The sequence below is a fragment of the Vibrio cyclitrophicus genome (assembly GCF_024347435.1).
Classification (GTDB): Bacteria; Pseudomonadota; Gammaproteobacteria; order Enterobacterales; family Vibrionaceae; genus Vibrio; species Vibrio cyclitrophicus.
Genome location: NZ_AP025480.1, coordinates 2,470,864 through 2,497,715 on the forward strand (window position 1 = coordinate 2,470,864; position 26,852 = coordinate 2,497,715).

Annotated in this window: 24 protein-coding genes, 7 tRNA genes and 1 pseudogene; 19 read left to right on the top strand and 13 right to left on the bottom strand. The window is 42.8% G+C overall.

Features of this window, described 5'->3' with window-relative positions; translation table 11 throughout:
• Positions 1-337: 337 nt before the first annotated feature.
• Positions 338-2,989 (bottom strand): beta-N-acetylhexosaminidase, encoded by a 2,652-nt coding sequence (locus tag OCW38_RS10855; RefSeq protein ID WP_261894014.1) that lies wholly within the window; start codon positions 2,987-2,989, stop codon positions 338-340.
• A 405-nt stretch (positions 2,990-3,394) separates the two neighbouring features.
• On the opposite strand from OCW38_RS10855, the gene OCW38_RS10860 reads away from it, so the two are divergent.
• Together OCW38_RS10860 and OCW38_RS10865 are read left to right on the top strand one after the other, a co-directional pair.
• Complete coding sequence (locus tag OCW38_RS10860; RefSeq protein WP_261894017.1) at positions 3,395-4,282, top strand: TraB/GumN family protein; 888 nt, start codon at positions 3,395-3,397, stop codon at positions 4,280-4,282.
• 117 nt (positions 4,283-4,399) lie between these two features.
• A pseudogene (locus OCW38_RS10865) lies at positions 4,400-4,820 on the top strand (hypothetical protein).
• Between the two features lie 82 nt (positions 4,821-4,902).
• On the opposite strand, the gene OCW38_RS10870 reads toward OCW38_RS10865, so the two are convergent.
• From OCW38_RS10870 to OCW38_RS10880, 3 genes are read right to left on the bottom strand one after another with little or no spacing between them, the layout of a single operon-like run.
• The gene (locus OCW38_RS10870) at positions 4,903-5,739 is read right to left on the bottom strand and encodes a CsgG/HfaB family protein (protein WP_261894019.1); all 837 of its coding nucleotides are present in this window, start codon (positions 5,737-5,739) and stop codon (positions 4,903-4,905) included.
• 16 nt (positions 5,740-5,755) lie between these two features.
• Entirely contained in the window at positions 5,756-6,166 is a 411-nt protein-coding gene (locus OCW38_RS10875) for a curli assembly protein CsgF (RefSeq protein ID WP_261894021.1), read from the bottom strand.
• A 10-nt stretch (positions 6,167-6,176) separates the two neighbouring features.
• Positions 6,177-6,653, bottom strand: a complete 477-nt coding sequence (locus tag OCW38_RS10880) for a curli production assembly/transport protein CsgE (RefSeq protein ID WP_261894023.1) — start codon at positions 6,651-6,653, stop codon at positions 6,177-6,179.
• 314 nt (positions 6,654-6,967) lie between these two features.
• On the opposite strand from OCW38_RS10880, the gene OCW38_RS10885 reads away from it, so the two are divergent.
• The 3 genes from OCW38_RS10885 to OCW38_RS10895 all read left to right on the top strand — a co-directional run bounded on the left by OCW38_RS10885 (position 6,968) and on the right by OCW38_RS10895 (position 9,706).
• Positions 6,968-7,579, top strand: a complete 612-nt coding sequence (locus OCW38_RS10885) for a curlin subunit CsgB (RefSeq protein WP_261894025.1) — start codon at positions 6,968-6,970, stop codon at positions 7,577-7,579.
• Positions 7,580-7,661: 82 nt separating this feature from the next.
• Entirely contained in the window at positions 7,662-8,534 is an 873-nt protein-coding gene (locus OCW38_RS10890; protein WP_261894027.1) for a curlin, read from the top strand.
• A 503-nt stretch (positions 8,535-9,037) separates the two neighbouring features.
• Entirely contained in the window at positions 9,038-9,706 is a 669-nt protein-coding gene (locus OCW38_RS10895) for a LuxR C-terminal-related transcriptional regulator (protein WP_261894031.1), read from the top strand.
• Positions 9,707-10,279: 573 nt separating this feature from the next.
• Here the strand turns inward: OCW38_RS10895 and OCW38_RS10900 are convergent.
• A tRNA-Pro gene (locus OCW38_RS10900) sits at positions 10,280-10,356 on the bottom strand.
• 255 nt (positions 10,357-10,611) lie between these two features.
• Here OCW38_RS10900 and OCW38_RS10905 point away from each other — a divergent pair.
• The 3 genes from OCW38_RS10905 (at position 10,612) to rluF (ending at position 12,821) form a co-directional block, all read left to right on the top strand.
• The gene (locus OCW38_RS10905) at positions 10,612-10,752 is read left to right on the top strand and encodes a DUF3149 domain-containing protein (RefSeq protein ID WP_004736246.1); all 141 of its coding nucleotides are present in this window, start codon (positions 10,612-10,614) and stop codon (positions 10,750-10,752) included.
• Between the two features lie 171 nt (positions 10,753-10,923).
• Entirely contained in the window at positions 10,924-11,505 is a 582-nt protein-coding gene (gene smrA, locus OCW38_RS10910) for a DNA endonuclease SmrA (protein WP_010439191.1), read from the top strand.
• A 176-nt stretch (positions 11,506-11,681) separates the two neighbouring features.
• Positions 11,682-12,821, top strand: a complete 1,140-nt coding sequence (gene rluF / locus OCW38_RS10915; RefSeq protein WP_261894035.1) for a 23S rRNA pseudouridine(2604) synthase RluF — start codon at positions 11,682-11,684, stop codon at positions 12,819-12,821.
• A gap of 106 nt (positions 12,822-12,927) precedes the next feature.
• On the opposite strand, the gene ybaK is transcribed toward rluF, so the two are convergent.
• The 8 genes from ybaK to hemA all read right to left on the bottom strand — a co-directional run bounded on the left by ybaK (position 12,928) and on the right by hemA (position 21,209).
• Positions 12,928-13,401: a Cys-tRNA(Pro) deacylase gene (ybaK, locus tag OCW38_RS10920; RefSeq protein ID WP_010439186.1), complete on the bottom strand. Its 474-nt coding sequence runs from the start codon at positions 13,399-13,401 to the stop codon at positions 12,928-12,930.
• Positions 13,402-13,519: 118 nt separating this feature from the next.
• Positions 13,520-15,181, bottom strand: a complete 1,662-nt coding sequence (gene ushA, locus OCW38_RS10925; protein ID WP_016790386.1) for a bifunctional UDP-sugar hydrolase/5'-nucleotidase UshA — start codon at positions 15,179-15,181, stop codon at positions 13,520-13,522.
• Positions 15,182-15,671: 490 nt separating this feature from the next.
• Positions 15,672-16,526, bottom strand: a complete 855-nt coding sequence (kdsA, locus tag OCW38_RS10930; protein ID WP_022570845.1) for a 3-deoxy-8-phosphooctulonate synthase — start codon at positions 16,524-16,526, stop codon at positions 15,672-15,674.
• 22 nt (positions 16,527-16,548) lie between these two features.
• Positions 16,549-17,358 carry a SirB1 family protein gene (locus tag OCW38_RS10935; protein WP_016791949.1) on the bottom strand — a complete coding sequence of 270 codons (810 nt, stop codon included), beginning with the start codon at positions 17,356-17,358 and terminating at the stop codon, positions 16,549-16,551.
• A gap of 6 nt (positions 17,359-17,364) precedes the next feature.
• Positions 17,365-17,748, bottom strand: a complete 384-nt coding sequence (locus OCW38_RS10940) for a SirB2 family protein (protein WP_009848726.1) — start codon at positions 17,746-17,748, stop codon at positions 17,365-17,367.
• Positions 17,749-17,954: 206 nt separating this feature from the next.
• On the bottom strand, positions 17,955-18,827 hold the full coding sequence (gene prmC, locus OCW38_RS10945) for a peptide chain release factor N(5)-glutamine methyltransferase (protein ID WP_010439175.1): 873 nt from the start codon (positions 18,825-18,827) through the stop codon (positions 17,955-17,957).
• A 5-nt stretch (positions 18,828-18,832) separates the two neighbouring features.
• On the bottom strand, positions 18,833-19,921 hold the full coding sequence (gene prfA / locus OCW38_RS10950; protein ID WP_010439174.1) for a peptide chain release factor 1: 1,089 nt from the start codon (positions 19,919-19,921) through the stop codon (positions 18,833-18,835).
• 28 nt (positions 19,922-19,949) lie between these two features.
• The gene (hemA, locus tag OCW38_RS10955) at positions 19,950-21,209 is read right to left on the bottom strand and encodes a glutamyl-tRNA reductase (protein WP_010439173.1); all 1,260 of its coding nucleotides are present in this window, start codon (positions 21,207-21,209) and stop codon (positions 19,950-19,952) included.
• Positions 21,210-21,369: 160 nt separating this feature from the next.
• Here hemA and lolB point away from each other — a divergent pair, with 160 nt between their 5' ends.
• The 11 genes from lolB to OCW38_RS11010 all read left to right on the top strand — a co-directional run bounded on the left by lolB (position 21,370) and on the right by OCW38_RS11010 (position 26,810).
• Positions 21,370-22,017, top strand: coding sequence for a lipoprotein insertase outer membrane protein LolB (lolB, locus tag OCW38_RS10960; protein ID WP_016767030.1), 648 nt, complete (start codon positions 21,370-21,372; stop codon positions 22,015-22,017).
• Positions 22,014-22,889: a 4-(cytidine 5'-diphospho)-2-C-methyl-D-erythritol kinase gene (ispE, locus tag OCW38_RS10965; protein ID WP_016767029.1), complete on the top strand. Its 876-nt coding sequence runs from the start codon at positions 22,014-22,016 to the stop codon at positions 22,887-22,889. Before lolB ends, ispE begins: the two co-directional genes overlap by 4 nt.
• 27 nt (positions 22,890-22,916) lie before the next feature.
• Complete coding sequence (locus OCW38_RS10970; RefSeq protein WP_004739814.1) at positions 22,917-23,861, top strand: ribose-phosphate pyrophosphokinase; 945 nt, start codon at positions 22,917-22,919, stop codon at positions 23,859-23,861.
• A 212-nt stretch (positions 23,862-24,073) separates the two neighbouring features.
• Positions 24,074-24,664, top strand: coding sequence for an aminoacyl-tRNA hydrolase (gene pth / locus OCW38_RS10975; protein WP_010439162.1), 591 nt, complete (start codon positions 24,074-24,076; stop codon positions 24,662-24,664).
• A gap of 10 nt (positions 24,665-24,674) precedes the next feature.
• Entirely contained in the window at positions 24,675-25,766 is a 1,092-nt protein-coding gene (ychF, locus tag OCW38_RS10980) for a redox-regulated ATPase YchF (RefSeq protein WP_010439159.1), read from the top strand.
• 279 nt (positions 25,767-26,045) lie between these two features.
• Positions 26,046-26,122, top strand: a tRNA-Met gene (locus tag OCW38_RS10985).
• Positions 26,123-26,188: 66 nt separating this feature from the next.
• Positions 26,189-26,273: transfer RNA gene (locus OCW38_RS10990), tRNA-Leu, on the top strand.
• 29 nt (positions 26,274-26,302) lie between these two features.
• A tRNA-Gln gene (locus OCW38_RS10995) sits at positions 26,303-26,377 on the top strand.
• A gap of 77 nt (positions 26,378-26,454) precedes the next feature.
• Positions 26,455-26,531: transfer RNA gene (locus tag OCW38_RS11000), tRNA-Met, on the top strand.
• A 90-nt stretch (positions 26,532-26,621) separates the two neighbouring features.
• Positions 26,622-26,706 (top strand) — tRNA-Leu (locus OCW38_RS11005).
• Positions 26,707-26,735: 29 nt separating this feature from the next.
• Positions 26,736-26,810, top strand: a tRNA-Gln gene (locus tag OCW38_RS11010).
• Positions 26,811-26,852: the final 42 nt, after the last annotated feature.

Sequence of the window (26,852 nt, forward strand, 5' to 3'; positions counted from 1 at the left end):
ACTTAAAAACATAAAAATTGATAAAAAACTCAAGATGGAAAAATGTACAGATCGGGATCACATTATTTTACGGTGCGAAATTAGATTCAGTAAGTTGAATCACATTTGATTTAGAGTTTTTTATGAAGGACTTATTTTTTGAAGAGAATAATGAGAAGTGCGTCACTTTTGTGATAAACCTCATCTTATGTGCACTGTTGACGTTATAAACCAAGACGGTTTCTATATGTTTCCGTTTTGGATGAGAGCCTAATTCGCAACAAACAAAAAGAGCTCCCACTTTTTACCTTGAGTAAGATAATAACGAGGGAGCTCTTCTATTAATGTTGCTTATCGATTATTTAACTGAGGTTACTCGACTTACTTTCTCGCCACTTTCAGAGATAGAGCGGATGTAAGTTTCGCCAGAAACCGATGGACGTTGTTGCTCATCGTACGTTAACCAGTTTTCGCCATCAGCAGAGTACTGAAGCTCTACGCCTGGGAATTGAACGTTCATCGCTAGCTTGCCATCCACAACCTGAGCGCCCGGTACTGGTAGTCGATAATCAATGCCTGCTTTCTCAAGCTTAGCTAGTTCACGTTGACCAACAATATTCGCAAAGCGATTAAAGTCGCTGTTTAGAGCCTGCTTATTCACTAAGTTGGTTTCTTGAGAGTACTCAACGCCCACTTTGTAGTCATTTTCCCAATCAGCTCGGTGCCATGCGCGCTCTGCTGCTGCAAGTACGCGAGGGAATACCATGTATTCATACTGCTCGTCGGTACGTACTGTTTCAGACCAAAGCTGTGCAGACAAACCATAGAAAGGTTTCGCTTCAATTTCGCCTTTACCAGAGAAGCCATTGCCGTCACGGTCTAATGATGTTTCTGCGTTTTGTGGCATGTTTTCTGGTGCGAAGCCAAACATCTTACGTGTATCTGTTGCACGCGTTGCCCAGTAGTAACCGCGCTCTGCAGCATCAACTTCGTATGGCATATCCATGTATACGTAGTCCGGGTTAGAGACAATCACGTCATACCCTTTCGCTGACCAGTCGTATACTGATGAAGTTCCGCCCCAGTAAAGAACGTCCCAGAAGTTTACGCGAGTACTTTCGGTTGCAAATGCTTTCTCGCCTTCGCTGTATTTAAGGCCATCTTGCCATGCTTGGAAGTGAGGGATGCCTTTGTCAGCAACAATCTTAGATACCTGCTCTGCAAAGTGACTTGGCAAATGACCGAAGTCGCTTACCGTTCCATCAGTGATCAAAGACTGACACTGTGGAGACTGTTGGAATGGCTTATCTTGCTTAGACAAATCGATGTTGCCTTTCCAAGCCACTTTATCTTCTGCATTAATATCTTGTAAGCCAGCGCCTAACTTGATGTTTTTCGCTTCATCGCCGCCGAAGTGCCAAGTCGTTAGTGGAACGCCCGCTTCTTGGTGCATTGCTGCCACTTCAGAGATCACTTTATCAACAAAGTGAGTTGAAGATTCCATACATGGATTAATGAAGCTTTGCTTATCGTAGAACTGAACAGTCGTCACGTTCGATGTATCTTGTGGATCCATCAAGCGGTATTCATTTGCTTCCGCTTCTTTACCATCCGCCATTAGGCGAGTGTAACGCGCTTCCATCGATACCACAGCAGAACGAGCGTGTGCTGGCATATCAATTTCCGGAATGACTTCGATGCTGCGCGCTTTTGCGTAGCTTAAAATCTCGACGTAATCCGCTTTACTAAAGAAACCAGAGCCAAAGTTGTCTGTTGTTGGACCTGAACCTAGCTGAGGCAGTAAACAGCTTTGCTCTTCCAAATCAAAACAACGATTAGACCCTACATCCGTTAGCTCTGGTAAACCTGGGATTTCTAAACGCCAGCCTTCATCATCTGTTAGGTGAAGGTGCAGTTTGTTCATCTTGTATGCTGCCATTTGATCTAGCGTTGCTAAGATGGCATCTTTTGAGTGGAAGTTTCGAGCAACATCCACCATCACACCACGGTAATCGAAACGTGGCGCATCTTTGATCGACAGTTGTGGTAATGATTCAGCGTTCTGACTGTCTATTAGGCCAAAAATAGACTGAACTGCGTAGAAAGCACCTGTTTTATCAAACGCTTTAATCGCAACCCCCTCTTCCGAGATGCTTAGTTCATAAGCGCCAGATTTTGCTAAATCACCCGTAAACTGAGTAGGAACAACGGTAACACTTACTGGAAGGTCACCACTCACATCTACGTTTACCACATCTGCACGTTCTTCAATTGCAGCGAACTGATCAGCATCGAATACGTCTTTTGGTAGGGCAATACCACCAGCAATGCTGACTGAACCTTCACCCGCTTCCACCGACATTGGCGTTGGTAATAGCGTTGTTGATACGTCTTGCGTTGCTAGATCCGCATTCTTTTCGAAACGCGTCACCGCTGTAGCCATTACGTTATTGTCATCAGGTGTACGTTTAAGGTTGTTACCCTCTAGGCCCGTTACGAATGACGCGACATCTTCCGTATTCAATGAAGCAATCATCTTAGGTTCTGCGTTTGGCGCGGTTACGAATGCACCTGGCATAAAGTCGGTTTCAAACAGTTGCCAGTATTCACTCGTCAGTGGAAGAATCACTTCATCACCAGCCGCAAAACCATCGAACTTATCTGTAGGCTCTAGTTTGTGTAGGTCACCCGTTACACGAGTGATTTTAAACTGTTCGTTATCAACATCTAAAATAAGGCGAATACTGTGGAAGTAGATAGTCCAATCTTTCGAATCAATCGCTTCACCGTCATTGGTCAAGGTCATGTTCACTTTATTACATGACGCCCACTCAGCACCTAAGTCCTGACAAGCCATACCCTCATTCGCACCGTGATTGGTTAGGATTTCATATCGCACATCAAGGTTATCAGCCAGTGCATTAACAACCCGTTGCTCAGGTGCTTGCGTTACTGCACAACCCGTCAAGCCAGCCAATACTGCTACAGATAGTAAGTTTCTCTTCAACATCGTATTCACCCATTAATTTAAAAATTGAGTCAGAAGCAAAGTGGAGCGCTTCGAAAGTTAGATAAACTATATGGGCTTATTTTTTGCCGTGAATTAAATCAGGCCAATTCAGTGATCAGCTTCAAATCTAAAAAATATTGATAAATTTAATTTTAATAAAATCATCAAGTTACGATTAACGACACTTCCGTCACTTTTATTTTGACGTAATAACTGAGAATTAAATCACAATCTTTTCAAAGGATTTCATAAAATCATGTCGTTGGTAGAGAGAAAGGTTTAACAGTTTGTTGGTGTTGTTATACTTTTCGTACAAACAACGTGACATCGTTCTCAAAAAAAACCGTTAAAAAACTCCGTCAAAACCCTTTTTAACGAGTTTATTTCTTTCTAAAGGAGCTCTCTTTGCGCACATTCTTGTACTTTACGTTACTCACTCTCGCCTTTTCCGCAAAGCAAGCTGTCGCCGAACCTCTTTATTGGCAAGCAAAAAAGGATGATTTGACGCTCACTATCCTAGGATCGATACATGTAGGTAACGAGAGCATGTACCCGCTTCCCACACAGATCACTAACACGTTGAAAAAGAGTGACGGGCTAATTGTCGAAACGGATGTCAGAAAGTCAGAGGGCGTTGTATATCCCACGCCTAAAGTGACTACGAGTGATGTATTAAACGAAGAGCAAGAACAAATGCTGGTCGACATAACAAAGTCATTAGACATGCCAACTCAGCAACTACTTAATGCCCCACCTTGGGCGACAGCGATATCGATACAAATGCAACAGTTGAAGAATCTTGGCTACGCATCGGCCGGCGGTGTTGATGCTACTTTGGCTTACAAGGCGACGATTCAAGATGTGCCTGTTATCAGCTTAGAGCCTCTACAATTTCAAATAGATCTAATTTCAGGACAAAAAGATTCTGGTAAAGAATGGTTAACGACTAGCCTCGAACAATTCGATCATATTGATGACGACACTCACTGCTTAATCGAGAGTTGGAAAGCAGGAGATATAGCGAAACTAGAGCAGTTTGCGAAACTGTCGGAAATGCCACATGACCTAGAAAAAGCATTCCTAACCGATCGAAATATCGACTGGGCAAACAAGCTCTTCGCTAATGATTGGAAACTGGATTCAAAGGGACACTACTTGCTCGTCGTTGGTACTTTACACCTCATCGGAGAAGGCAACCTTTTACAGTTATTAGAAGAGAAAGGTTTCATTGTCACTCAACAATCACAAAGCCAACAGGCTCAGTGTCAGTTCGAGGTTAACGAAGGCTGCTAGTTATTAAGGGCGTGACCTTTTCCTTATAAAAGCATGTCCTTAATAACAGAATCATTACATTTAGTAGCACCATAACGGTGCTATTATCTTTCGCTCTTTATATTCGGTGTTGTTCTCATGAAACGAGTGCTCTTCGCTTTACCTTTAGCCCTCGCGATCCTGATGCCTACAGCTGCGGCTGCCAAAGAAACTTGTACTATCGAACAATTTCAACCGATAGACATTCAGCCAGATACAAAAGACGGTATGCTAGATAAAGAAAGTGGACAGTTTTTGATTAGAGAAACCACCAATGCGATGCGGCACCGTGACGTTCACGACGTCTACGACACGAAACCGTATCGCAAGCCAAATGAATAGTAATTTTGAAGCAAGTTTCTACGATGGCCAAACGGGTAACTCTCACTCGGTGACTTTTAACGAAGATGAAGTACAGGCAGGTTACATTCGAATTGGTCCAAATAACCCTGTTGAAGCGTATGTTTGCTTTGTTACTTCAGAGACACCAATCAAGAGCATCACTTGTGATGTGAAATAGAACATTTAAGTGGTTGAAAAAAACAGGGCTAAGGGAAAAATCCGTTTTCCGCATAGCCCTATTTTGCTGCTTACTCGGTTTCTTATAATATGTCGGCGCTCTCTTCGGAATAACGAGCAATAATTGGATTTTGTAGTGCATTAGGATCGCCCGGCGACCACATTCCACGCTTCATCCCTTTAACGATCAAGTGGATCACAGCCGCATCTATAGCCGACATGACTGCTATGTTAACTGGTTCATTTTGGCTATAACCCATTTCAACTTCGAGTAACTCTTTGTAATCAACGAATCGAAAAGCACCGAAGCCGATTTCATGTGAGGAAATGGTTTTGGATGTGGTAACACTCAATAAAACTTGCCCTGTTCTTACATCGACAGCTCTCAAGTTAACGGTGACTTGGTCGGTTCTATACTGCCCTGAACCACCAATCCCCAAATACTTCGCACCCGCTCCACCTGTAACAATATTAGAGTCATAAGCAACAATTCCGCCTTCAATAACGATATTCGCAGAGCTCAACGATGTTAAGTCGGCTCCATGATTGTTCACTACCTTATCTTTTTTCTGAGCAGCACGAATGATCTTTCGTTCCGTCAACAAGTTCTGGAGCCCTTCACGCTCTAGAGGAACAAACCACTGGGAATCTATCAATGCCGTGGTCAGCAAAGACGTTCCACCCTGTGGTACCGCTGTCGAAAAGTTACTGTTTGGCTGAGGTTTATACTGTCCCGTTTGGTCTCTAAAATCATAAACCGAAACAAGTATTTTACCGCGAGGTAGAGGCAAAGAAACGAGATCCGTATAGGTAGAGCCTCTCGGCATCAACTTAGGAGTTTCAGACGTCTCTGGTATTTGCATCGAGTAGGTGCATCCTCCTAACACAAAGGTCAGGAAGACGATAATAATCGCTTTCATAACACAATCCTTGTGATTAGAGGTCTGGATTTAATCCCGAAACGCTGATTTCGGTCGATTCTCCAGTCGCTTTATCGACAATTTGAACTAATAACGTTCCCGAATCATCAACAATATTGAGATAAAAATCATCCGTCTCTAACTGCCCTGTATTTCCGTTACCTACATCAGCAAGCAACTGGCTTATCAAACGAGACTCTAAACTAGACGCTAAACGATCTAAGGCTGATTCTTGCTCATCAAAGATATCCCTTGCACTTGGGTCTTCATAATCATTGATAGCATTAGCATGATTAAAAAGGTGAGAACTGTTTAGTGCATTTCCACCAAAGCTTGGGTTTACGGGTGTATAAACTAACTCGCTGGCATTAGCCGTAGGTACAACAAGTAGCGCTATTAATGTTGTCCTTACAAATGATTTCGACATCCTTGGCTCCTTAAAATTCATCATGGTCTAGGTCATAAGTGTCCTGAAAAAGTCTCTCTGCTTGCCATCTGATGATGTAATTACCGACCACTCTTGTTGCATCAGCAGCACGCTCTTTCGCTTGTCTACGACCTGGGGACAACGCCGTGCGGAATATCGGTTTTCTAGAGTGTTGAACCTCTATGATGCTCCCGGATAACGCCGTTGGCCTTTCTTTTACCGTCAAATTTTCCTTAAGGTTTGGGTAGTTTTCATTGAGCGACTGTGAAAAGAAGAAATAAAAATCCTCCCCCAAACGCGTAATCGTTCTATCCACTATGATCCCATCGACTTCACTGAAGTCATTAAATTTTTCCTTAAGGTTATTCGTTGAATCCTCAAGTTTGGTTCCGTTTTCCAAAGGAGCGCTATTTTCAAGACCATGACTCTTTTCGCCCGCATGAATAGCAAAGGTGAACAAAGAAACTGTAAGCAGCTTGATTTTCATATTGGCTCCCATTCGAAGTCCATTTACAAAATGAGAATGCGATTCGCTGAATCTGGATAAAGCGTAATTCATGCTTACAGTGGCATATATAAACTTTCGAATTAATTAGAGGGAATATTAAACAAACTAAGGTTGGCAGGCGTCAGTTAAATACTAATTCAATTTTTTATATGCAATAAAATATTTTCAACTTTAAGTTTATAGCGGCCACTAAATCGAGAGCCTAGGATTTCGATAAAGCAAAGGGTTACTCACTTCTCTACGCTTTTTATTATCGTAGAGATCATAATCACAAACACTTTAAGGCAAAGATAATGGTCATTGGGAAAGCATCACTTATTGGCTTTACTTGTTTATATTTATCAATAGGTAGTTTTAACAGTGCTATCGCTTCTGACTTGGAGGGAAGCTTTTTACACAATGTAAATCAGGATGTCGTTGATGAATTTAATGATTTAGATTTAATTTCATCATGGGATTTGGATAACTACTCAGAAATAGATATATCCAATGCTTCTGATTCAATTGCGATTATTAGACAGAATAGTGCGGGAGTATCCGCAAATAATAAAGCAAAAATAAAACAGAGTGGTAATTCTAACTCGGCTTATATTAAACAAACTGGAAGCAATAATATCGCATTTGTAAATCAGTACGGGGCAAACAACACAGCAGCTATTGGACAGCTTGGAGTAAATTCTGAAGCACTTATTTCTCAAGAAGGAAATAACAATTTGGCTGTTATTGGGCAAGCAAATTTCTCTCGACAGAGCAGCCAGCTAAGCATTGATCAAAAAGGCAATGGCAATACAGCATATTTGGCTGGTTCTGGAAGAAGTAATTTAGGGATTTCTCAAGACGGCAATGACTTTGCTTTAGTGAAAGCGTCTAGCTCAATGAGAATCTACATCAATCAAGCAAATTAGCGCGCAGTATGGAAGCTTGATTCAAAATCACTTCTCTTGAAGTGGTACATAGTCGACATGGAAATCTATAAGGATACAACTTATGAAACTTACACAAATTGGAATTATAGTCGGTGCCATTATTGGTTTAAATGTAGCTCACGCAGATCCACTACCTGCACCGTACCCAGCGATGGCTCCAGGAACAGGTGTGATTGAAGGCACAACAGATCTGGGTGTTGATGCAGCTCTTACGGCCGCAGCTGGTGGGGTAACGATACCAACAGCGAGTGATAACACAGCACTTTGGCAAATGGGTAATGGTGACAGAGCTAATGTAACTATTAATCAAAATACAGCGGGCACTATAGACGGCCATACAGCATTGGTAGATACTGACGCGAGCTACAGATCTGATGTTGTGGTTGAGCAGAGTGGTAACCTCAACGAAGCTCATGTACAACTTAGAGGCATCCACAACAATGCACTTATTGACCAAAATGGTGTATCCAACCAAGCGAGAGTTCAAGTCGAACAATATGGCCATTTCAACGATTTACGTGTTACACAAATGGGCGATAACAATATCTCGGTAACAGCAGCTCTTGGTGGAGCAGATAGCAACAGAGCAGAAACTACTATTTACGGCGACTCGAACAAGACTTATACAGAGTTCAGTAACTATGACGTTGACTATAATAACGTTGAAATTGACATCAGTGGCGATGACAACTATGTCCAAACTATCGTTAACAATAGTGTCGGCGGTGGTGATTGGAATGATACAGATATTGACTTAGTGAACAGTGATAGAAATAGAGTATTCATTCTACAAACAGGTTCTTATTCTGACGCCGTCGTTCAACTGCAAAACAGTAACATGAACCAATTTTCAATAGAACAAACATCACATGATAGCGCTGTCGTATTAGGTAATGGTGCTTACGGTAACATTGGTAGCATTTACCAAAATTAATATGATTATAGATGCACATACAAAAACGGCGCTAGTCGCCGTTTTATTTATTATAACTTCTTTAAATAGCTTCGCTTCAGATTTAAAGTCGGTACAGTGCCTGATAGAAAACCAAAACATTATACTGACCTTTGATAACGATATGATGTCATCATTCCAATTGAGTACAAAAACTGACTCTAAATTTAGTCAGAATACAAACAGCGGCACAACGAAGTTAACTCTTAATATAAATCAATTCCCTGCAGTGATAAATATTAGCCCCGCCAACAAAGCTTTGGTAATTACCTCCACCTGTACGATAAAACCATTAAGACAAAAAATGAATTAATCGCCACCTATTTTAACCAGATTTTTAGCCAAGTAACATTTACCCCTACCGATACCATAAAATAGACCATATATTTTATGAATAATTTAACGCGATAATTCGCGAAAAAATCAATGTGTGCTATAAACTATGTAATCTAACAAAAATAATGAGTTACTAAAAGGAGTCACGCATGGCTAAGCCGGAGGTTCATAACGCCATTTTACTTGCGGAGAACAATTTACAATCAATCCTGCTTAAAGAGTCTATAGAGCAAAAAGTGAATCTAAACATTAAACTCATATCACCAGAAAGACTTAGTGTTAACTCACTACAAAACCAAAATTTAGAGTTGATTATTATTGATTTCCCTATAATGAGTAAACAATGTATAGAAAGATACCAAGAGCTTAGAGATAGCGTAGAAAGTGACGTCCATGAAGTGTTGCTCAACACCCCACATGATTTCCCTCATTCTGAAATGCTGAAATGGCAATATTTGGTTGGTATTTTTTATGCGTCTGACACCCTTGAAAAACTGGTGACTGGATTTAACTGTATTTTACAAGGTGAGATGTGGATGAGTAGGAAGTTAATCTACCAATACATTAGCTTTTATAGAGAAAGACAATGTGCGAAGACAAGCCCTCGTTACTTGAAACTGACTAAACGTGAACAGCAAATAATAAAATTATTGGGAGACGGAGCTTCAAATACTCAAATTGCAGACACACTCTACGTTAGTGAGAATACGGTTAAAGCACACCTCCACAATACGTTTAAAAAAATAAAAGTGAAGAACCGTTTACAAGCTTTGCTTTGGGTCAAAAACAATATTGCAACTAGCGAGTTCGTTCAATAATCCGTTTTTTTAATATCACCTTTTGACTTGTCACTTGACAATTTGAACCGATCTTATCAATCCCTTGATATGTTCTCTTTCACCAAAGCATAGATACGATTAGGCTGACATCCAAGACCCTACATTATCAACTCCGCACCTTAAGACCTAAAATACAAAAAAGCCGTAGCACCTTCTATTACAGAGAGTGCAACGACTTTCTTTTATGTGGGCGATAAAGAGATTATTCTGAACATCAGGCTAACCCTGCTTAGGTTCAAATCCTATTTTCAACACCCTGAAACGACGAAAGCTAGCTCAATGAGTAAGCTTTCTAAATGTGGTCGGTGAAGCAGGGATTCGACGCGGCTGGGCTTCCATCGGACTGGCGCACCAGCCCCCACCCTCAGATCCCAAGTCGAATCGAAACAAAAGGGTTAAATGCAAAGAAGCCGTAATATTTCTGTTAAGGCTTTCTTTAATGTGACGGTGAAGAGCTTATTTTGAACATCAGACGAACCCCACTTAGGTTCAAACCCATTTCCAATGCTCTGAAACGACGAAAGCCTGCTCAATGAGCAGGCTTTCTAAATGTGGTCGGTGAAGAGGGATTCGAACCCCCGACCCTCTGGTCCCAAACCAGATGCGCTACCAAGCTGCGCTATTCACCGAGATATCTAACGGGCTGTTTGCCTGTCGATGAAGCGTATAATACGGATTCTGAATTTATGCGCAAGAGCTTTTTTCACTCTTTTTTACAATATCGAATCGTTCGAACAAAAGACGTACAACTCCAATGCCAATGTGACGAAAAACACACAGTTGCCAACAAGTATTTAACTTATGAAACAGGATTGATCCAGATCAGTAAATTGATAACACCAGTTAATACACTAAGCCGTGTCATATAACTTTGAGGTATACACATGGACTTTTGGCTAGAACTCCTATTTGGTAATGCAGTGGGACTATCTTCAATGATAGTAATATTCGGGGCTCTAGGTCTCATGATGTTCTATGGAGGCTTCTTCATCTACAAAGTTATGACCGAAAAATCTCCTCACTAGAATCGCTCAGCCTGGATCATTTACTTTTAAGTATCATTTTCTTGATAAATAAATGTTAAAACGCTTTGCACCGGAGTAGATATCTCTTGCCTGCTCCGGTTTTTTCATTTTCAAACCCTGTCTCAACTTAGGTATACTTACCCTATCCTTCTCCAACTTGAGATGAACACTATGTCTCATGATGACGACTTAGAGTTATTCCAACAAATGATGGGCGATGTTAAGCGTATCGACCATGACACCGCTGAACATCAAAAGGTACATAGAGTTACCGAATCTCACCTTGCCAAGCGTGAAGCCGCGATGTGGCTGTCTGAGGATGAAAAAGATTACCTTTCACTCGACTATTCTCCAATGGTCAAACCAGACGACGTCATTGCTTATAAGAAAGATGGCGTACAAGAAGGCGTATACAAAAAGCTGCGCTTAGGAAAATATCCTATTCAAGCCAAACTCGACCTTCATAGAAAAACACTGAAAGACGCTCGTAACGAAGTGCTCTCATTTTTACGCCAGTGTTTAAGAATGGATGTTCGCACCGTCATCATTGTTCACGGTAAAGGTGAGCGCTCAAATCCACCAGCTATGATGAAAAGCTACGTGGCGAATTGGCTCATGCAAATTAACGATGTTCAATGTGTTCATTCTGCTCAGCAATTTCATGGTGGTACTGGCGCAGTGTACGTAATGCTCAGAAAGAGCAATGACAAAAAGCTAGAGAACAGAGAGCGCCATCAAAAACGCACCAGTTAACTCGTTGAAACAGATAAGTACCTGATAGCGATTTTGCATCAAGATCGATATTTAGTGCCTAGACTCACACCAAGTGCTAAAATTGTCTTTAGTTAACGAACCCCAACTCAAAGCAACTATCCAAAGGTTGCTTTTTGTTTATCTATATTTCCGTTGTGAAACGCTAAGAGAATATCATGTCACAAGAATCCCAAGCTAAACGCCTTAATAAATACATCAGTGAAACTGGCTTTTGCTCACGCCGCGAAGCCGACAAACTCATTGATGCAGGCCGAGTTACTATTAACGGTAAGATCCCTGAAATGGGTACTAAAGTCTTGCCCGGTGATGATGTTGAGATCGACAATAAACCTGTTCGCTCAAAAGAGAAGCCGATCTACATTGCTCTTAATAAACCAACAGGCATCACCTGCACCACTGAACGTGATATTCCTGGCAACATCGTCGACTTTATCGGCCACCACAAACGTATTTTCCCTATTGGTCGTCTAGATAAACCTTCTGATGGTCTTATCTTCTTAACTAACGATGGCGATATCGTAAACAAAATCCTACGTGCAGGTAACAACCACGAGAAAGAATACGTGGTCCGTGTAGACAAACCAATTACGACTGAGTTTTTGAAGCAAATGGGCGCTGGCGTTCATATTCTCGATACTGTTACCTTGCCATGTAAGGTAGAGAAAGAGACTAAGTTCTCGTTCCGAATCACACTAACGCAAGGCCTTAACCGCCAAATTCGCCGTATGTGTGAAGCTCTGGGTTATGAAGTATTTAAGCTGCGCCGTGTTCGTATTATGAACATCTCACTAGACGGTATTCCTAACGGAAAATGGCGCTACCTGAGCGACGAAGAGATCACTGAAATTTTAGCGATGTGTGAAGGCTCTGTAAGTACTGAAGACGCGTCAAAAATGAACGCTAAGGGCCAACGCATTCGTAAAGCGACAGACGCAAAACTTTTCGATAGCCGTGAAGAAAACCAAACTTCCACAGCGCGCCGCAATCAAAACGAAAATCGTACTCGCACCTATCGTGGTAACAATGCGGACGAATTCCGTCATGCACCTAACTCGAAACGAGGCCGTAATTCATCGAATGGTGAAAGCAGTGGCGGTGGCAATACCGAGAACTGGAAATCAAACTCTCGTTCAGAGCGTTCTAATTCAGATAAAAGCCGTTCGGATCGCAATCGCACAGATCGCGACAATAACGAACGTAGAAGCGGTAAGCCGACAAACCGCAGCCAAGATTCAAACAGACCGAACAAACCAACGGCTAAACGTGTTGGTGGTACTTTAGGCCTGAAAAAGTAGTCACAACCCTTTCCGGTGGACTGTCGATAAAGAAACGCTCGCTAGATTAGTCTAGCGGGCGTTTTTATTTGTGAGTATGTACGTTTATCGTTATGGAAAGTACAAGCTACAGGCACAGTTCCGCAAAATGGCCACGCGTAAGTAGTACTAAGTCTTTCGGATCTAACTCTATCTCTAATCCTCTCTTCCCTGCACTCACACATATCGTTTCAAAATCGGTAGCGCTGGAATGCACAAAGGTAGGCAATGCTTTTTTCTGACCAAGAGGACTGATTCCTCCCACCACATAACCTGTCGTTTTCTGAGCAATATCAGGATCAGCCATCTCTGCTTTTTTACCTTTCGCCACTTTTGCTGCCAACTTTAGATTTAGCTTCTGGTCGACGGGAATAACGGCAACCGCCAAATTTTTCGCCACGCCATTCAAACAGAACAAGAGCGTTTTGAATACACGTTTGGGATCTTGACCAAGCGCTTCAACGGCTTCTAATCCATAGTTCGTGTTATTCGCATCATGATGATACTGATGCACGGTATGAACAATTTTCTTTTTCTTGGCAAGGTTGATTGCAGGGGTCATAACAAAATCCAAACGATAGATAAACACAAAGCGACGCCGAGGCGTCGCTTTAGTTAAATTTATCATGGTGCTAGAGTCAATCTAATTTAGCACCTATTGACTCATCAACTGGGGTCAATTACTTATAAACCATTTGACCAGAAGGTGCGTACTTGTTCACGTCAACCGGGCTGTTCGCTTCTAGGTACTCTTTTAGTACTTCAGCATCAACAAAACCTGTGTTCACAAAGCCAGGGTGATCAGATAATTTAGGGTAACCATCACCGCCAGCAGCGTTAAAGCTTGGCACTGTGAAGCGGTAAGTTTCGTCTAAACGAAGCTGCTTACCACCGATAAACACATTCGATACTTCACCGTTTGCTACTGTCATTGAGATACCAGCAAACTGAGCGTAAGCACCAGAATCGATTGGTTTAGTTGCCACGACATTTAGGTAATCTAGAACTTCTTTACCCGTCATGTCCGTGTAAGTCAGGATATTAGCAAAAGGTTGTACCTTCAGCACATCTTTGTAAGTGACATTACCTGCTTCAATTGAGTCACGTACGCCACCAGAGTTCATCACAGCAAAGTCTGCTTTTGCACGCTCCATGTGAGAAGTCGCAATCAAACGACCTAGGTTAGTTTGTTGGAAACGCACCACGTTACGATCACCTTCAAGCTTGCCATTTGTCTCTGCAATTTGAACTTCTAGCTGTGCTTGACCTTGCTCTTGGAAAGGACGTAGGAATTCAAGCAACTCTGGATCTTGTGCGATTTCATCTTGAATAAGAACACGTTGCTTCTTACCGTCAATCTTAACTTTCTTCTTAAGGTTAACTGGAACCAGATCGTAGCTCACCATCTCTAGTTCGCCGTTACGGAACTCGTAATCAGCACGGCCTACGTACTTGCCCCACTCATGAGCTTGAACGATGTAAGTACCGTTTTGAACGTCTGGCTTACACTCATCACCCGGCTTGAAGTTTTTCTTCGCAACGTTAGGGCCTTCCATACATACAGGCTCTTGAGAGTGACCACCAACGATCATGTCTAGGTCACCTTCGTTTAGGTAACGAGCAAGTGCTACATCACCCGGAGCGTTAACTCCACGCTGGCCGTTTTCGTAGTGACCCATGTGAGTCACAGCGAAGATTAAATCTGGCTTTTCTGTTTCTTTAAGTTCCGCGATCAGCTTCTTCGCTTCTTCTTTAGGGTCACGGAAGTCAATGCTCGCGATAAACTCAGGGTTACCGATTTTTGCCGTGTCTTCAGTGGTCAAGCCGATAACCGCAATCTTAATACCTTGCTTTTCAAACATCTCGTAAGCTTGGAACTTGCGTTCGCCTGTTGCTTTATCGTAGATATTTGCAGATAGCATTGGGAAATTAGCCCAGTCGATCTGCTTTTGTAGTACGTCTAATGAGTTATCAAACTCGTGATTACCCAATGCCATTGCATCGTAACCAATTTTATTCATACCTTTGAAATCAGGTTCCGCATCCTGCAAATCTGACTCTGGTACACCAGTGTTGATGTCACCGCCAGATAGAAGCAACACGCTACCGCCTTCAGCTTCAACTTCTGCGCGAAGTTGATCAACTAGCGTTTTACGTGCAGACATGCCGTATTCGCCGTATTTGTTCTGCCAGAAACGACCATGGTTGTCGTTTGTGTGAAGAATCGTTAGCTTGTAAGTTTCGTCTTGGTTCCAATCATGGGTTGATTGAGACGCACACCCAGCTAATGTCGCTAGGATTGCAGCACTGAGTGCTGTCTTTAGAATAAGGCGTTGCTTCATTGTCATACCTTTGAACTTTTTAGGGGAATCCACTGCTTTTTTATGACCTATTGCGACCCTTTCCTAGAGTTCGAACAATAAGACTTCAACATGACTTATATTAAATTAACATTCTGGATGTAACACGACGATTTCATATTTATGTCGAATTGGTCACGCATAGATCAATAGTTAAGTGTAACAAATTTATGAGATTACACTCAAACTTCCCCTGCATCACAGGCAATCGTTTACTTACAAAGTGTGATGCATGTCAGCAATTTACAACTTACAGGACAGACCTCACACTCATGCACTCATGCACTCATGCACTCATTTTTGGAGATATTACACGCTTCATTAACAACTCTTTAAACTAGAACATGACCTCAACGCAGATTCTAGATAAAAAAACGCCCACTTCGAAAAGTGGGCGTTTTTTTGTTTCGACTGGTGTTAAATAACTGCCTCAGCTATTTAGCATATCAACGAACGACTTAATTTTAATCAACTACTTGATATCAATATGATCGAAGCCTTTGATAAGGTCATCAAGTGCTTTCATCTGCTTCAAGAACGGCTCTAGCTTATCTAGAGGTAGCGCTGAAGGACCATCACAACGAGCTTGATCTGGGTTAGGATGCGCCTCAAGAAACAGACCAGCAACTCCTGTAGCCAGACCTGCTTTAGCAAGCTCTACAGTTTGCTCACGACGACCACCAGATGCAGCACCTGATGGGTCACGCATTTGAAGCGCGTGAGTCACATCGAATATGATTGGGCTGCCGTTCGACGATTTTTTCATCACGCCAAAACCTAGCATATCAACGACTAGGTTGTCATAGCCCATGCAAGAACCACGTTCACAAAGAATGATATTATCGTTACCGCATTCGGCAAACTTGTCGACAATGTTGCCCACTTGATCTGGGCTCATGAACTGAGGCTTCTTCACATTGATAACCGCGCCAGTCTTAGCCATTGCTTCAACAAGGTCAGTTTGACGAGCAAGGAACGCAGGAAGCTGGATTACATCAACCACATCTGCAACTGGCTGAGCTTGTGCTTCAGTGTGAATATCAGTGATGATCTTCACGCCAAAGGTATCTTTCAGCTCTTGGAAGATTTTGAGACCTTCTTCCATACCAGGACCACGGTATGAGTGAACAGAGCTGCGGTTCGCTTTATCAAAAGACGCCTTAAATACATAAGGGATGCCCAGCTTCTCTGTTACTTTCACGTAGTGCTCACAGATCTGCATAGCAAGATCGCGAGATTCAAGAACGTTCATGCCCGCAAATAGCGTAAATGGCTTATCGTTAGCAATTGGCATATCGCCAATGTGAACTATTTTCTGTTCCATCATATTCTCTCTAAATAATAATTAATTAGTGAACGACGACGGTTTTTTCCGTCATGACATTCACTTGAGATTTAAGTAACTCAGATGCAGGGTCATCTGGGCATTGATCAATAAAGTACTGATAATCGGTGGCGGCAATCTGGTGACAATCCAGTTGCTGATAGATGAAACCACGGTCACGGATTTCATATGGATCATCTGGCACAAACGTCAAAGCAAGATCGGTACACTTCAATGCAAGCGTATAACGTTCTTCTCTCAGCAATGCACTTTTCAATAAAGCCAACCACTTACCAATAATGGTTGGGTGGTCTGCGACTTTCAAATGCTCACTTTTAAGCTTAGCCAATGGGCCATCATGGCCAATTAACCATGCTCGTAACGTTTGCTGACCAACATACTCGCCATTGTAAGGATTAATATAGACCGGAGTTTGGCCATACCAACTGACTTTAAGCAGAAACTGAGTCGGAAAAGAGACACCCTCTACAGGAAAGCCTAGCTTGCGACCAAGAAAAAGGAAGATTGCCCCAAGACTGACTGGGATCCCTTTCTTTCTCTCAAGTACTTTATCGATAAACGCGTTTTCCGATGAGAAGTAAGCGTCTTTATCGCCAGCGAAGCCCCACTCGTAAAAGAATAATCGAATAAAAGATTCAAACTTCTGTTGCTCGTCGGTTTCATTAACTAATGCAAACTCAGCGTCTTTTAATAATCTTGCGAGCTCTTGCTCTGCCCAACTATCTTGAGTTTCAGGGTCAATGGCCTTATTTAAGATCAATGCACCTTCAGCAAGTTCTAGCTGGTCAAAGTCTTCATCAAAAAATTCGTACATACGTCATTAACCGAAAAATGTTGGAGTCTTTGTCATTGCGATTTTGCCTGCCATTGCTAGCCAGCCTAGAGCTCCAAAGAATGAGAAAACTCTCAATAGCTTATTCTTACCTAACTTAAGCGCAAAGAAACCTAATGCGATGTAAGCCATTACACAGGTTAGTTTTTCGGTTAACCATGGTGCTGCAGGTGTAAATGGAATAAAGCCAGTGATAAAAATCAAACCAATACCTGATAGCAGTAGCAACGAGTCATTGATATGAGGAAAACGCTGCAAGAAAGGGTGCTTAAGCTTCGGAGAGTTAGCCATCATAAGAGCGAAACGAATCGAAAGCAGCAGTGCGCTTATAGCAATCGTAAGTAAGTGAAAATGTTTTAAACCTTCGTACATGGTATTCCTTTATATTTTTATATGTGCTTCATTAACAAGAGCTACACAATACCCGTTAATGCTCTGTATTTCTGCGTTAATTCTCTGTATTTCTGCGTTAAATGCATTATCGAGTTAAGCGTATTTTCGAGTTAAAGGTATCAATTTAGCGAGTTAATCATCTATTGCTCACAAATGATTAACAGCAGCCTATGAGCAACCACTATCTATGAACAGTAACGACCCAAGGTCACTCGGTCATTACCACCGTAATCTTTTTCTGTAACAACATCCAAGTAGCCCAGTTGTTGCATTATCTCACGTACCGCCAAGCCTTGGTCGTAACCGTGTTCAAACGCCAACCAGCCTTCATTTTCCAAAAAGCCACGTGCATTTTCAGAAATGTATCGAATATCCGCGAGCCCTTTCTCTTCAGCAACTAACGCAGAGATCGGTTCAAAACGTACATCACCTTGAGATAAATGAGGATCGTTCTTCTCAATGTATGGCGGGTTCGAGACAATCAAAGAAAACTTAACCACTTCTTCTTCAGAGCTAACTGAATTCAAAGGCTCAAACCAACTGCCATGCAAAAAAGTAGCGTTGGTAATGTTGAGACGTTGTGCATTCTCTGTCGCAAGCAGCTGCGCTTCAGGGCGAAGATCAATGCCAGTCACTGGTCGATTTGGCATTTCAGACGCCAATGCTAATGCAATAGCACCTGTACCCGTTCCTAAATCTAGAATCGCACCTTGCTTGCCATACGTTTTATCTAAAGCCACCTCAACCAAACGCTCAGTATCTGGGCGCGGGATTAATGTAGAAGGAGAAACTTTTAATGGCAATGACCAAAACTCACGTTCACCGACAATATAAGCCACAGGCTCACCGATTAAGCGTCGTTTAATAAGAGCATTGAATTCAGATTCTTGCTCTGAGGTGAGGTGCTTCTCAGGCCAAGTAAGGAGGTAAGATCTTGGTTTATCTAAGGCGTGACAAAGCAGTACCGCGGCATCAATAGAGGGTGATGTGCTATCACCCTCTTGAAGCCTTACGATTGCCGCTTTTAAAGCATTTTCAACCGTATATACTGACTGCATACAGGTTAATTGTGCTCTGCAAGTGCAGCAAGCTGATCGGCTTGATGCTCTTGAAGTACAGGATCAAGCAAGCTTTGCATATCACCTTCAAGTACTTCGTTAAGACGGTAGATAGTCAGGTTGATACGGTGATCCGAAACACGACCTTGTGGGTAGTTGTACGTACGAATACGGTCACTACGGTCACCAGAACCTAGTAGGTTACGACGTGTGTCAGAAACAGCTGCCGCACGGCGCTCTTCTTCTGCTTGAACAATACGAGCAGCAAGAACAGCCATCGCTTTCGCTTTGTTTTTATGCTGAGAACGCTCGTCTTGACACTCTACTACTGTACCTGTTGGTAAGTGAGTAATACGGATTGCTGAATCCGTGGTGTTAACGTGCTGACCACCCGCGCCCGATGCACGGAAAGTATCTATCTTAAGATCGCCAGCTTTGATTTCTGGAAGATCGGCCTCTGGGATCTCCGGCATAACAGCAACTGTACACGCCGATGTATGAACGCGACCTTGAGATTCAGTTTCAGGAACACGTTGTACACGGTGACCACCTGACTCAAACTTCATTGTACCGTAAACAGCGTCGCCACTAACCTTAGCGATCATCTCTTTGTAACCGCCTTGTTCAGAAGCGTTGCTGCTCATGATTTCAACGCGCCAACCTTTTTTCTCTGCAAACTTAGAGTACATACGGAACAAGTTGCCCGCGAAGATACCCGCTTCATCACCACCCGCGCCGGCACGGATTTCAAGGAAACAGTTGCGCTCATCGTTTGGATCTTTTGGAATCAGAAGAATTTGTAACTCATCGGTCAAACGTTCAATCGCCGCTTTTGCGTCTTTGATTTCGTCTTGAGCCATCTCGCGCATTTCAGCGTCATCTTCGTTTGCCATCTCTTCAGCAGCTTCTAGATCTTCTTGAGCTTGCTGGTATGACTGGAAGCAAGCCGTCACTTCTTCTAGTTGAGAGTACTCTTTAGAAAGTGCACGGAATTTGTCTTGATTCCCGATTACATCTGGATCACCAAGTAGATGTTGAACTTCTTCATAGCGTTCAACAAGTGTTTCAAGCTTTACTAGAATCGAGGCTTTCATAATGTCTTATTCTGTTGGAGGTCTAATATTATTGAGGGTTTTCTAAGCCCAAACTCTGTCTAATGACCATTAATTTTGCAGGTTCTCCTTGCTCAGCAGCACTTTGAAGTGCACGCGTTGGAGCATGGATCAATTTGTTTGTGAGCTTATTACTTAGCTCAAGTAAAACTTTCTCAGGGTCACCGCCAGCGGCAAGTGATTGTAAACTCTTACTTAATAATTCTTCTCGGATTTCGTTGGCCGATTTACGGTAGTCACGAATACTGTCTACCGCTTGCAATGAACGCATCCAACTCATGAACGCGGCGCTTTCTTCACTGACTATTGCTTCAGCTTGAATTGCTTCAACTTTACGTTGCTCAATATTGCCATCAACAATCGACTGCAGATCATCAACTGAATATAGGTAGGCGTCATTCAATTCACCGACCTGAGATTCAACATCACGAGGAACTGCGATATCAACCAACAACATAGGCTGATGCTTTCTTCTTTTGAGTGCAGTTTCAACCATACCCTTACCAATAATAGGCAGTGGACTTGCAGTTGAGCTAATCACGATATCCGCTCTGTATAGATGATCTGGAATCTCATTCAAGCTGATTACTTCAGCCCCAAACTCTTCTGCTAACCCTAAGGCACGCTCACGAGTTCGGTTAGCCACAATCATCTTAGTACAACCATTAGCAGAAAGGTGCTTAGCCACCAACTCAATGGTTTCACCAGCCCCCACCAATAACACAGTTGAATCAGCAATCGATTCAAAAATGTGCTTGGCTAACGTACAAGCTGCGTAAGCAACAGAAACCGCACTGCCGCCAATTTCAGTTTCAGTTCGGACACGTTTCGCGACAGAGAATGATTTCTGGAACAGTTTCTCCATTGAAGCATCAACAGATCTGTTCTCTCGCGAATCCATATAAGCCTGTTTAACCTGGCCTAAAATTTGTGGCTCGCCTAATACCAGAGAATCCAAACCACAGGCGACGCGCATTAAATGCTTAATCGCTGCTTGCTCTTCATGAATGTAGATACTTGGTTTTAATTCTTCAGGGCTAACTTGATGAAATACAGACAACCAATCGATCAACTTGTTTTTTGCCACGCCTTTGACGTCACAATACACTTCGGTTCGATTACAGGTTGAAAGTATGACACTTCCATTCACGTGTGCATTTGCGTTAAGTTGCTTGAGTGCCTCAGATAATTTATCTGGACCAAAAGCGACTTTTTCTCGCAATTCAACCGACGCTGTATTGTGATTGATACCTACGGCAAGCAAAGACATGTATCAGAAGTTCTCGATCAGGGAATGGAAACAAGGGGCGAATTTTACTTGATGCATGGCGCTATTTAAAGAGCAAGCGGGATTTGTTTTCCTGACTTCGTGAATTCAATGCTATAGTTGAGACGTTTTTTAGATAAATTTGAACAAGTTGTGAGCAAATATGAGCAAGCTTCGTAAAATCACGTCTCTTATTTTTATGACCATAATTATGGTGGGTTGCTCGTCTATCCCAGAACAACCAACCAGTGTCGAGTGGCAAAGCCACCAAAATCGCCTTTTACAGATAGAAAACTATCAAGCCTCAGGCAAGCTCGCTTACATTTCTCCAGAGCAGCGCCAAAGCCTGAATTTCATCTGGAAGCATTCACCAACTCAAAGTCAATTAAGACTCACGACATTTCTCGGTCAAACCGCATTGAATCTCACCATTGACTCAGCTGGCGCAAAAGTGGTCACCTATGATGACCAAGTCTTTACTCATGCGAGCGCTTCAGTTTTAGTTGAGCAGCTGACTGGCTTACAAATCCCTATAGATCATCTACCACAGTGGTTCCTTGGTATTCCTGACCAAGCCGACTCGTATCAACTAAACAGCACTAACACACTTGAATCTCTATCCAAACGAGTAAGCAATCAATTATGGACTCTCAGTTTTGACAACTATCGCAATACAGAGCTTCCAAATGAGCAAGTGCCCGAAGACACAGATGCCATTGCAGAGTTAATTCCTCTGCCAACTCGATTGTCATTCAAGCAAGACGATAGCAAAATCAACATTGTAGTTTCGAAGTGGACTCTGAAAAAATGATTACTACGCCAACGATCTGGCCTTCCCCAGCTAAACTAAATTTATTTCTTTATATCACTGGTCAACGTGACAATGGCTACCACGAACTTCAAACCCTATTCCAATTTGTCGATTTTGGCGATGAACTGACGGTTACTGCAAATGAAGAAACGAGTGCAATCACAATAACACCTGATATTCCGGGTGTTGCGCTTGAGGACAACCTAATTTGGAAAGCCGCAACGGCACTTCAACAATATACCTCAACGTTTTTTGGTGCTGATATCGAACTAAAGAAAGTGCTTCCGATGGGAGGAGGCATTGGTGGTGGCTCTTCTAATGCTGCAACCGTGTTAGTCGCGCTTAACCATTTATGGCAACTCAACCTGTCTGATGATCAACTCGCAGAGATCGGTTTGAAGCTTGGTGCTGACGTCCCTGTATTCGTTAGAGGCCACGCCGCCTTTGCTGAAGGGGTTGGAGAACAATTGTCACCAGCTAATCCGGATGAAAAATGGTATCTAGTTGTCAAACCTCAAGTGAGCATAGCAACTGCAGACATATTCAAACATTCAGAATTAACTCGAAATACGCCAAAGCGAGCGCTAGCAACGCTTCTAGAGCAAGAATACGTAAACGATTGCGAAAAAATTGTGCGAATGCTGTACCCAGAGGTTGATAAGCAACTTTCATGGCTGCTACAATACGCGCCGTCGAGATTGACTGGTACAGGTTCGTGCGTTTTTGCTGAATTTAGCAGCAAAAAAGAGGCCGAATCGGTACGAGAACAACTGCCTGACACAGTTTCCGCGTTTATCGCGAAAGGTCGAAACATTTCACCTTTAAAAGAAACTTTGGCTGAATACCAATCAGCCCACCCACAATCTATTTAAAACTGGACGCAACCCGAGGTTTCCACCGTGCCTGATATGAAGCTATTTGCTGGTAACGCAACACCTGAACTAGCCCAACGTATTGCTGATCGTCTATACATCTCTCTTGGCGATGCTACCGTAGACCGTTTTTCTGATGGCGAAGTCGCTGTTCAAATCAATGAAAACGTTCGTGGTAGCGATGTATTCCTGATTCAATCAACTTGTGCACCAACCAATGACAACCTTATGGAGTTGGTGGTAATGATTGACGCAATGCGCCGTGCTTCTGCTGGCCGTATTACTGCTGTAATCCCTTACTTCGGTTATGCCCGTCAAGATCGTCGTGTACGTTCTGCTCGTGTGCCTATTACTGCAAAAGTTGTTGCAGACTTCCTTTCTAACGTTGGTGTTGACCGCGTTCTTACTATCGACCTACACGCAGAGCAAATCCAAGGCTTCTTCGATGTGCCTGTTGATAACATCTTCGGCACTCCAGTTCTTCTAGAAGACATGGCGAACCGTGGCCTAGAAAACCCAGTTGTGGTTTCTCCAGACCTTGGTGGTGTTGTACGTGCTCGTGCTACAGCTAAAGCGCTAGGTGATGTTGATATCGCTATCGTTGATAAGCGTCGTCCACGTGCTAACGTTTCAGAAGTAATGAACCTTATCGGTGACGTTGAAGGCCGTGACTGTGTGATCGTTGATGACATGATCGATACTGGTGGCACACTGTGTAAAGCAGCTGAAGCGCTAAAAGAGCGCGGTGCAAAGCGTGTATTCGCTTACGCAACTCACGCTGTTTTCTCTGGTACTGCTGCGAACAACATCAAGAACTCTGTTCTAGACCAAGTTATCGTAACCGATTCGATCTCTCTATCTCCAGAGATGGCTGCGACTGGTAAAGTGACAACACTTAGCCTTTCTCGCATGCTAGCTGAAGCGATTCGTCGTATCAGCAACGAAGAATCAATCTCAGCGATGTTCAACTAATCAAAGCTCTATAGTTTTTACAAAAGCTTTGTTTTAGTCACTCGTTAGAGAAAGACATTAAGCACTTCATTAAATGAAGTGCTTTTTTTATATCTGGTGTCTGTTATTTATCACAACTGGGAATAATCATGTTGCTATCAGCTAGCTCGCACCTTTTTCATAAATTGTGATATCATACGGCGCTTTTTGAAATCCCAAGAGAGATCCATACCTTGAGCCAACAAATAAAACTTCTCGTTGGACTGGCTAATCCAGGTCCAGAATACGCCAAAACTCGCCACAACGCGGGTGCTTGGGTAGTTGAAGAATTAGCACGTGTACATAACGTGACACTAAAGAACGAACCAAAGTTCTTTGGCCTAACGGGTCGTATAATGGTTCACGGTGAAGATCTTCGTTTGCTGATCCCAACGACTTTCATGAATTTGTCAGGCAAAGCTGTTGCAGCCCTGGCAAAATTCTACCAAATTAAACCAGAAGAGATCATGGTCGCTCACGACGAGTTAGACCTACCTCCTGGTATTGGAAAGTTTAAAAAAGGCGGTGGTCATGGCGGACATAATGGTCTGAAAGACATCATCAGCAAACAGGGGAACAATAAAGAATTCTATCGTCTTAGATTAGGCATTGGCCATCCAGGACACAAAGATAAAGTTGCAGGTTATGTATTAGGTAAAGCTCCAGCGAAAGAGCAAGAGTGTATCGAGGCTGTCGTTGACGAATCGGTTCGCAGCCTAGACATCTTATTAAAAGATGGCCTACCAAAAGCACAAAATCGCTTACATACGTTCAAAGCAGAATAAGGTTTATATCATGGGTTTTAAATGTGGCATCGTTGGTCTACCAAACGTTGGTAAGTCAACTCTGTTTAACGCACTGACTAAAGCAGGCATCGAAGCAGCAAACTTTCCATTTTGTACAATCGAACCAAACACAGGTATCGTTCCGGTTCCAGATCTACGCTTAGATGCATTAGCAAAAATTGTTAATCCACAGAAGATCCTTCCAACGACAATGGAGTTCGTAGATATCGCAGGCCTAGTTGCTGGCGCTTCTAAAGGTGAAGGTCTTGGTAACAAATTCCTAGCTAACATCCGTGAAACTGACGCTATCGGTCACGTTGTACGCTGCTTTGAGAATGAAAACATTGTTCACGTTGCTGGCAAAGTATCTCCAATTGAAGATATAGAAGTGATCAACCTTGAACTTGCACTGGCTGACTTAGACAGCTGTGAACGTGCAATTCAACGTAACGCGAAGAAAGCAAAAGGCGGCGACAAAGACGCTAAATTCGAAATCACTGTACTAGAAAAGCTACTTCCTGTCCTAACTGAAGGTGGCATGGCGCGTACTGTTGAACTAGGCAAAGAAGAAGCGGCAGCAATCGGCTACCTTAACTTCCTGACACTTAAGCCAACAATGTACATCGCAAACGTTGCGGAAGATGGTTTTGAAAATAACCCATACCTAGACGCTGTTCGTGAATACGCTGAAAACGAAAATAATGTAGTTGTTGCTGTTTGTGCGGCAATCGAATCAGAGCTTTCTGAGCTTGACGATGAAGATCGCGAAGAGTTTCTAGCGGATATGGGTATCGAAGAACCAGGTCTTAACCGAGTGATCCGCTCTGGTTACGAACTACTGACTCTTCAAACTTACTTTACAGCTGGCGTTAAAGAAGTTCGCGCTTGGACTATCCCTGTTGGTGCAACTGCGCCACAAGCCGCAGGTAAGATCCACACAGACTTCGAGAAAGGTTTCATCCGTGCTGAAGTAGTTGGGTTTGATCACTTCATCGAATTTAACGGTGAGAGCGGCGCTAAAGATGCAGGTAAATGGCGTCTTGAAGGTAAAGAATACATCGTTAAAGATGGTGACGTGGTTCACTTCCGCTTCAACGTATAATTCAGATTAAACATCTAGAAAAAGGCCAGTGAATTCACTGGCCTTTTTGTTTTTCCCCTTTAGAAATAGTCCTGCACCAGAAACTTAACTTCCTATATATATCGCCTTTTAGACCTGTTTTTTGTCGACAAATACGCCTCTTTGTCTAAAAAGAAACCGAACAGATGTTTATTCGCGATTTATTCAAAAAAAAAGTTGACGGGTTTCGCTCAACTACGCATAATGCGCCCCGTTCACAACGAAGCGGCAACGTATCGAAATGAACGACAATATGGAAATGGCTACTTAGCTCAGTTGGTTAGAGCACATCACTCATAATGATGGGGTCGCAGGTTCAAATCCCGCAGTAGCCACCATTTCCTAAGCACTCTATTTTTATTAAATGTCTGTTTATTAACGACAAGAGTCTTTAGGAAAGTAAAGCGGTCGTGGCGGAATTGGTAGACGCACCAGATTTAGGTTCTGGCGCCGAGAGGTGTGAGAGTTCAAGTCTCTCCGACCGCACCATATTGAGATGTCTTAATTGATATCATTGTTGGGCTATCGCCAAGCGGTAAGGCACTGGCTTTTGATGCCAGCATTCCCTGGTTCGAATCCAGGTAGCCCAGCCACAATTTAAAGTGTAATTATCTTTAAAAAGATAATGGCATTGAAAGCGAGATTATATTATATTACTTCGCTCTCAGATGGCTACTTAGCTCAGTTGGTTAGAGCACATCACTCATAATGATGGGGTCGCAGGTTCAAATCCCGCAGTAGCCACCATTCTTTCTTTATGAAAGAAGACTAAACAACGTTATATTGAATCACCAATGTCGATATAACTATACTCTTCGCTAGAGTAAAAGCTTTGCTGCGGTCGTGGCGGAATTGGTAGACGCACCAGATTTAGGTTCTGGCGCCGAGAGGTGTGAGAGTTCAAGTCTCTCCGACCGCACCATTATTTAGATATCTTAATTGATATCCTGTTGGGCTATCGCCAAGCGGTAAGGCACTGGCTTTTGATGCCAGCATTCCCTGGTTCGAATCCAGGTAGCCCAGCCACTATTTAAACTCTTTGTTTTTACCTCAGTAAGCATTTACTGG

What these genes read in the sequence shown, in the direction of transcription:
- OCW38_RS10855 (WP_261894014.1), bottom strand. Translation starts at nt 2,989, where the DNA reads ATGTTGAAGAGAAACTTACTATCTGTAGCAGTATTGGCTGGCTTGACG.
- OCW38_RS10870 (WP_261894019.1), bottom strand. Translation starts at nt 5,739, where the DNA reads ATGAAAGCGATTATTATCGTCTTCCTGACCTTTGTGTTAGGAGGATGC.
- OCW38_RS10875 (WP_261894021.1), bottom strand. Translation starts at nt 6,166, where the DNA reads ATGTCGAAATCATTTGTAAGGACAACATTAATAGCGCTACTTGTTGTA.
- OCW38_RS10880 (WP_261894023.1), bottom strand. Translation starts at nt 6,653, where the DNA reads ATGAAAATCAAGCTGCTTACAGTTTCTTTGTTCACCTTTGCTATTCAT.
- OCW38_RS10885 (WP_261894025.1), top strand. Translation starts at nt 6,968, where the DNA reads ATGGTCATTGGGAAAGCATCACTTATTGGCTTTACTTGTTTATATTTA.
- OCW38_RS10890 (WP_261894027.1), top strand. Translation starts at nt 7,662, where the DNA reads ATGAAACTTACACAAATTGGAATTATAGTCGGTGCCATTATTGGTTTA.
- OCW38_RS10895 (WP_261894031.1), top strand. Translation starts at nt 9,038, where the DNA reads ATGGCTAAGCCGGAGGTTCATAACGCCATTTTACTTGCGGAGAACAAT.
- OCW38_RS10905 (WP_004736246.1), top strand. Translation starts at nt 10,612, where the DNA reads ATGGACTTTTGGCTAGAACTCCTATTTGGTAATGCAGTGGGACTATCT.
- smrA (WP_010439191.1), top strand. Translation starts at nt 10,924, where the DNA reads ATGTCTCATGATGACGACTTAGAGTTATTCCAACAAATGATGGGCGAT.
- rluF (WP_261894035.1), top strand. Translation starts at nt 11,682, where the DNA reads ATGTCACAAGAATCCCAAGCTAAACGCCTTAATAAATACATCAGTGAA.
- ybaK (WP_010439186.1), bottom strand. Translation starts at nt 13,401, where the DNA reads ATGACCCCTGCAATCAACCTTGCCAAGAAAAAGAAAATTGTTCATACC.
- ushA (WP_016790386.1), bottom strand. Translation starts at nt 15,181, where the DNA reads ATGAAGCAACGCCTTATTCTAAAGACAGCACTCAGTGCTGCAATCCTA.
- kdsA (WP_022570845.1), bottom strand. Translation starts at nt 16,526, where the DNA reads ATGATGGAACAGAAAATAGTTCACATTGGCGATATGCCAATTGCTAAC.
- OCW38_RS10935 (WP_016791949.1), bottom strand. Translation starts at nt 17,358, where the DNA reads ATGTACGAATTTTTTGATGAAGACTTTGACCAGCTAGAACTTGCTGAA.
- OCW38_RS10940 (WP_009848726.1), bottom strand. Translation starts at nt 17,748, where the DNA reads ATGTACGAAGGTTTAAAACATTTTCACTTACTTACGATTGCTATAAGC.
- prmC (WP_010439175.1), bottom strand. Translation starts at nt 18,827, where the DNA reads ATGCAGTCAGTATATACGGTTGAAAATGCTTTAAAAGCGGCAATCGTA.
- prfA (WP_010439174.1), bottom strand. Translation starts at nt 19,921, where the DNA reads ATGAAAGCCTCGATTCTAGTAAAGCTTGAAACACTTGTTGAACGCTAT.
- hemA (WP_010439173.1), bottom strand. Translation starts at nt 21,209, where the DNA reads ATGTCTTTGCTTGCCGTAGGTATCAATCACAATACAGCGTCGGTTGAA.
- lolB (WP_016767030.1), top strand. Translation starts at nt 21,370, where the DNA reads ATGAGCAAGCTTCGTAAAATCACGTCTCTTATTTTTATGACCATAATT.
- ispE (WP_016767029.1), top strand. Translation starts at nt 22,014, where the DNA reads ATGATTACTACGCCAACGATCTGGCCTTCCCCAGCTAAACTAAATTTA.
- ychF (WP_010439159.1), top strand. Translation starts at nt 24,675, where the DNA reads ATGGGTTTTAAATGTGGCATCGTTGGTCTACCAAACGTTGGTAAGTCA.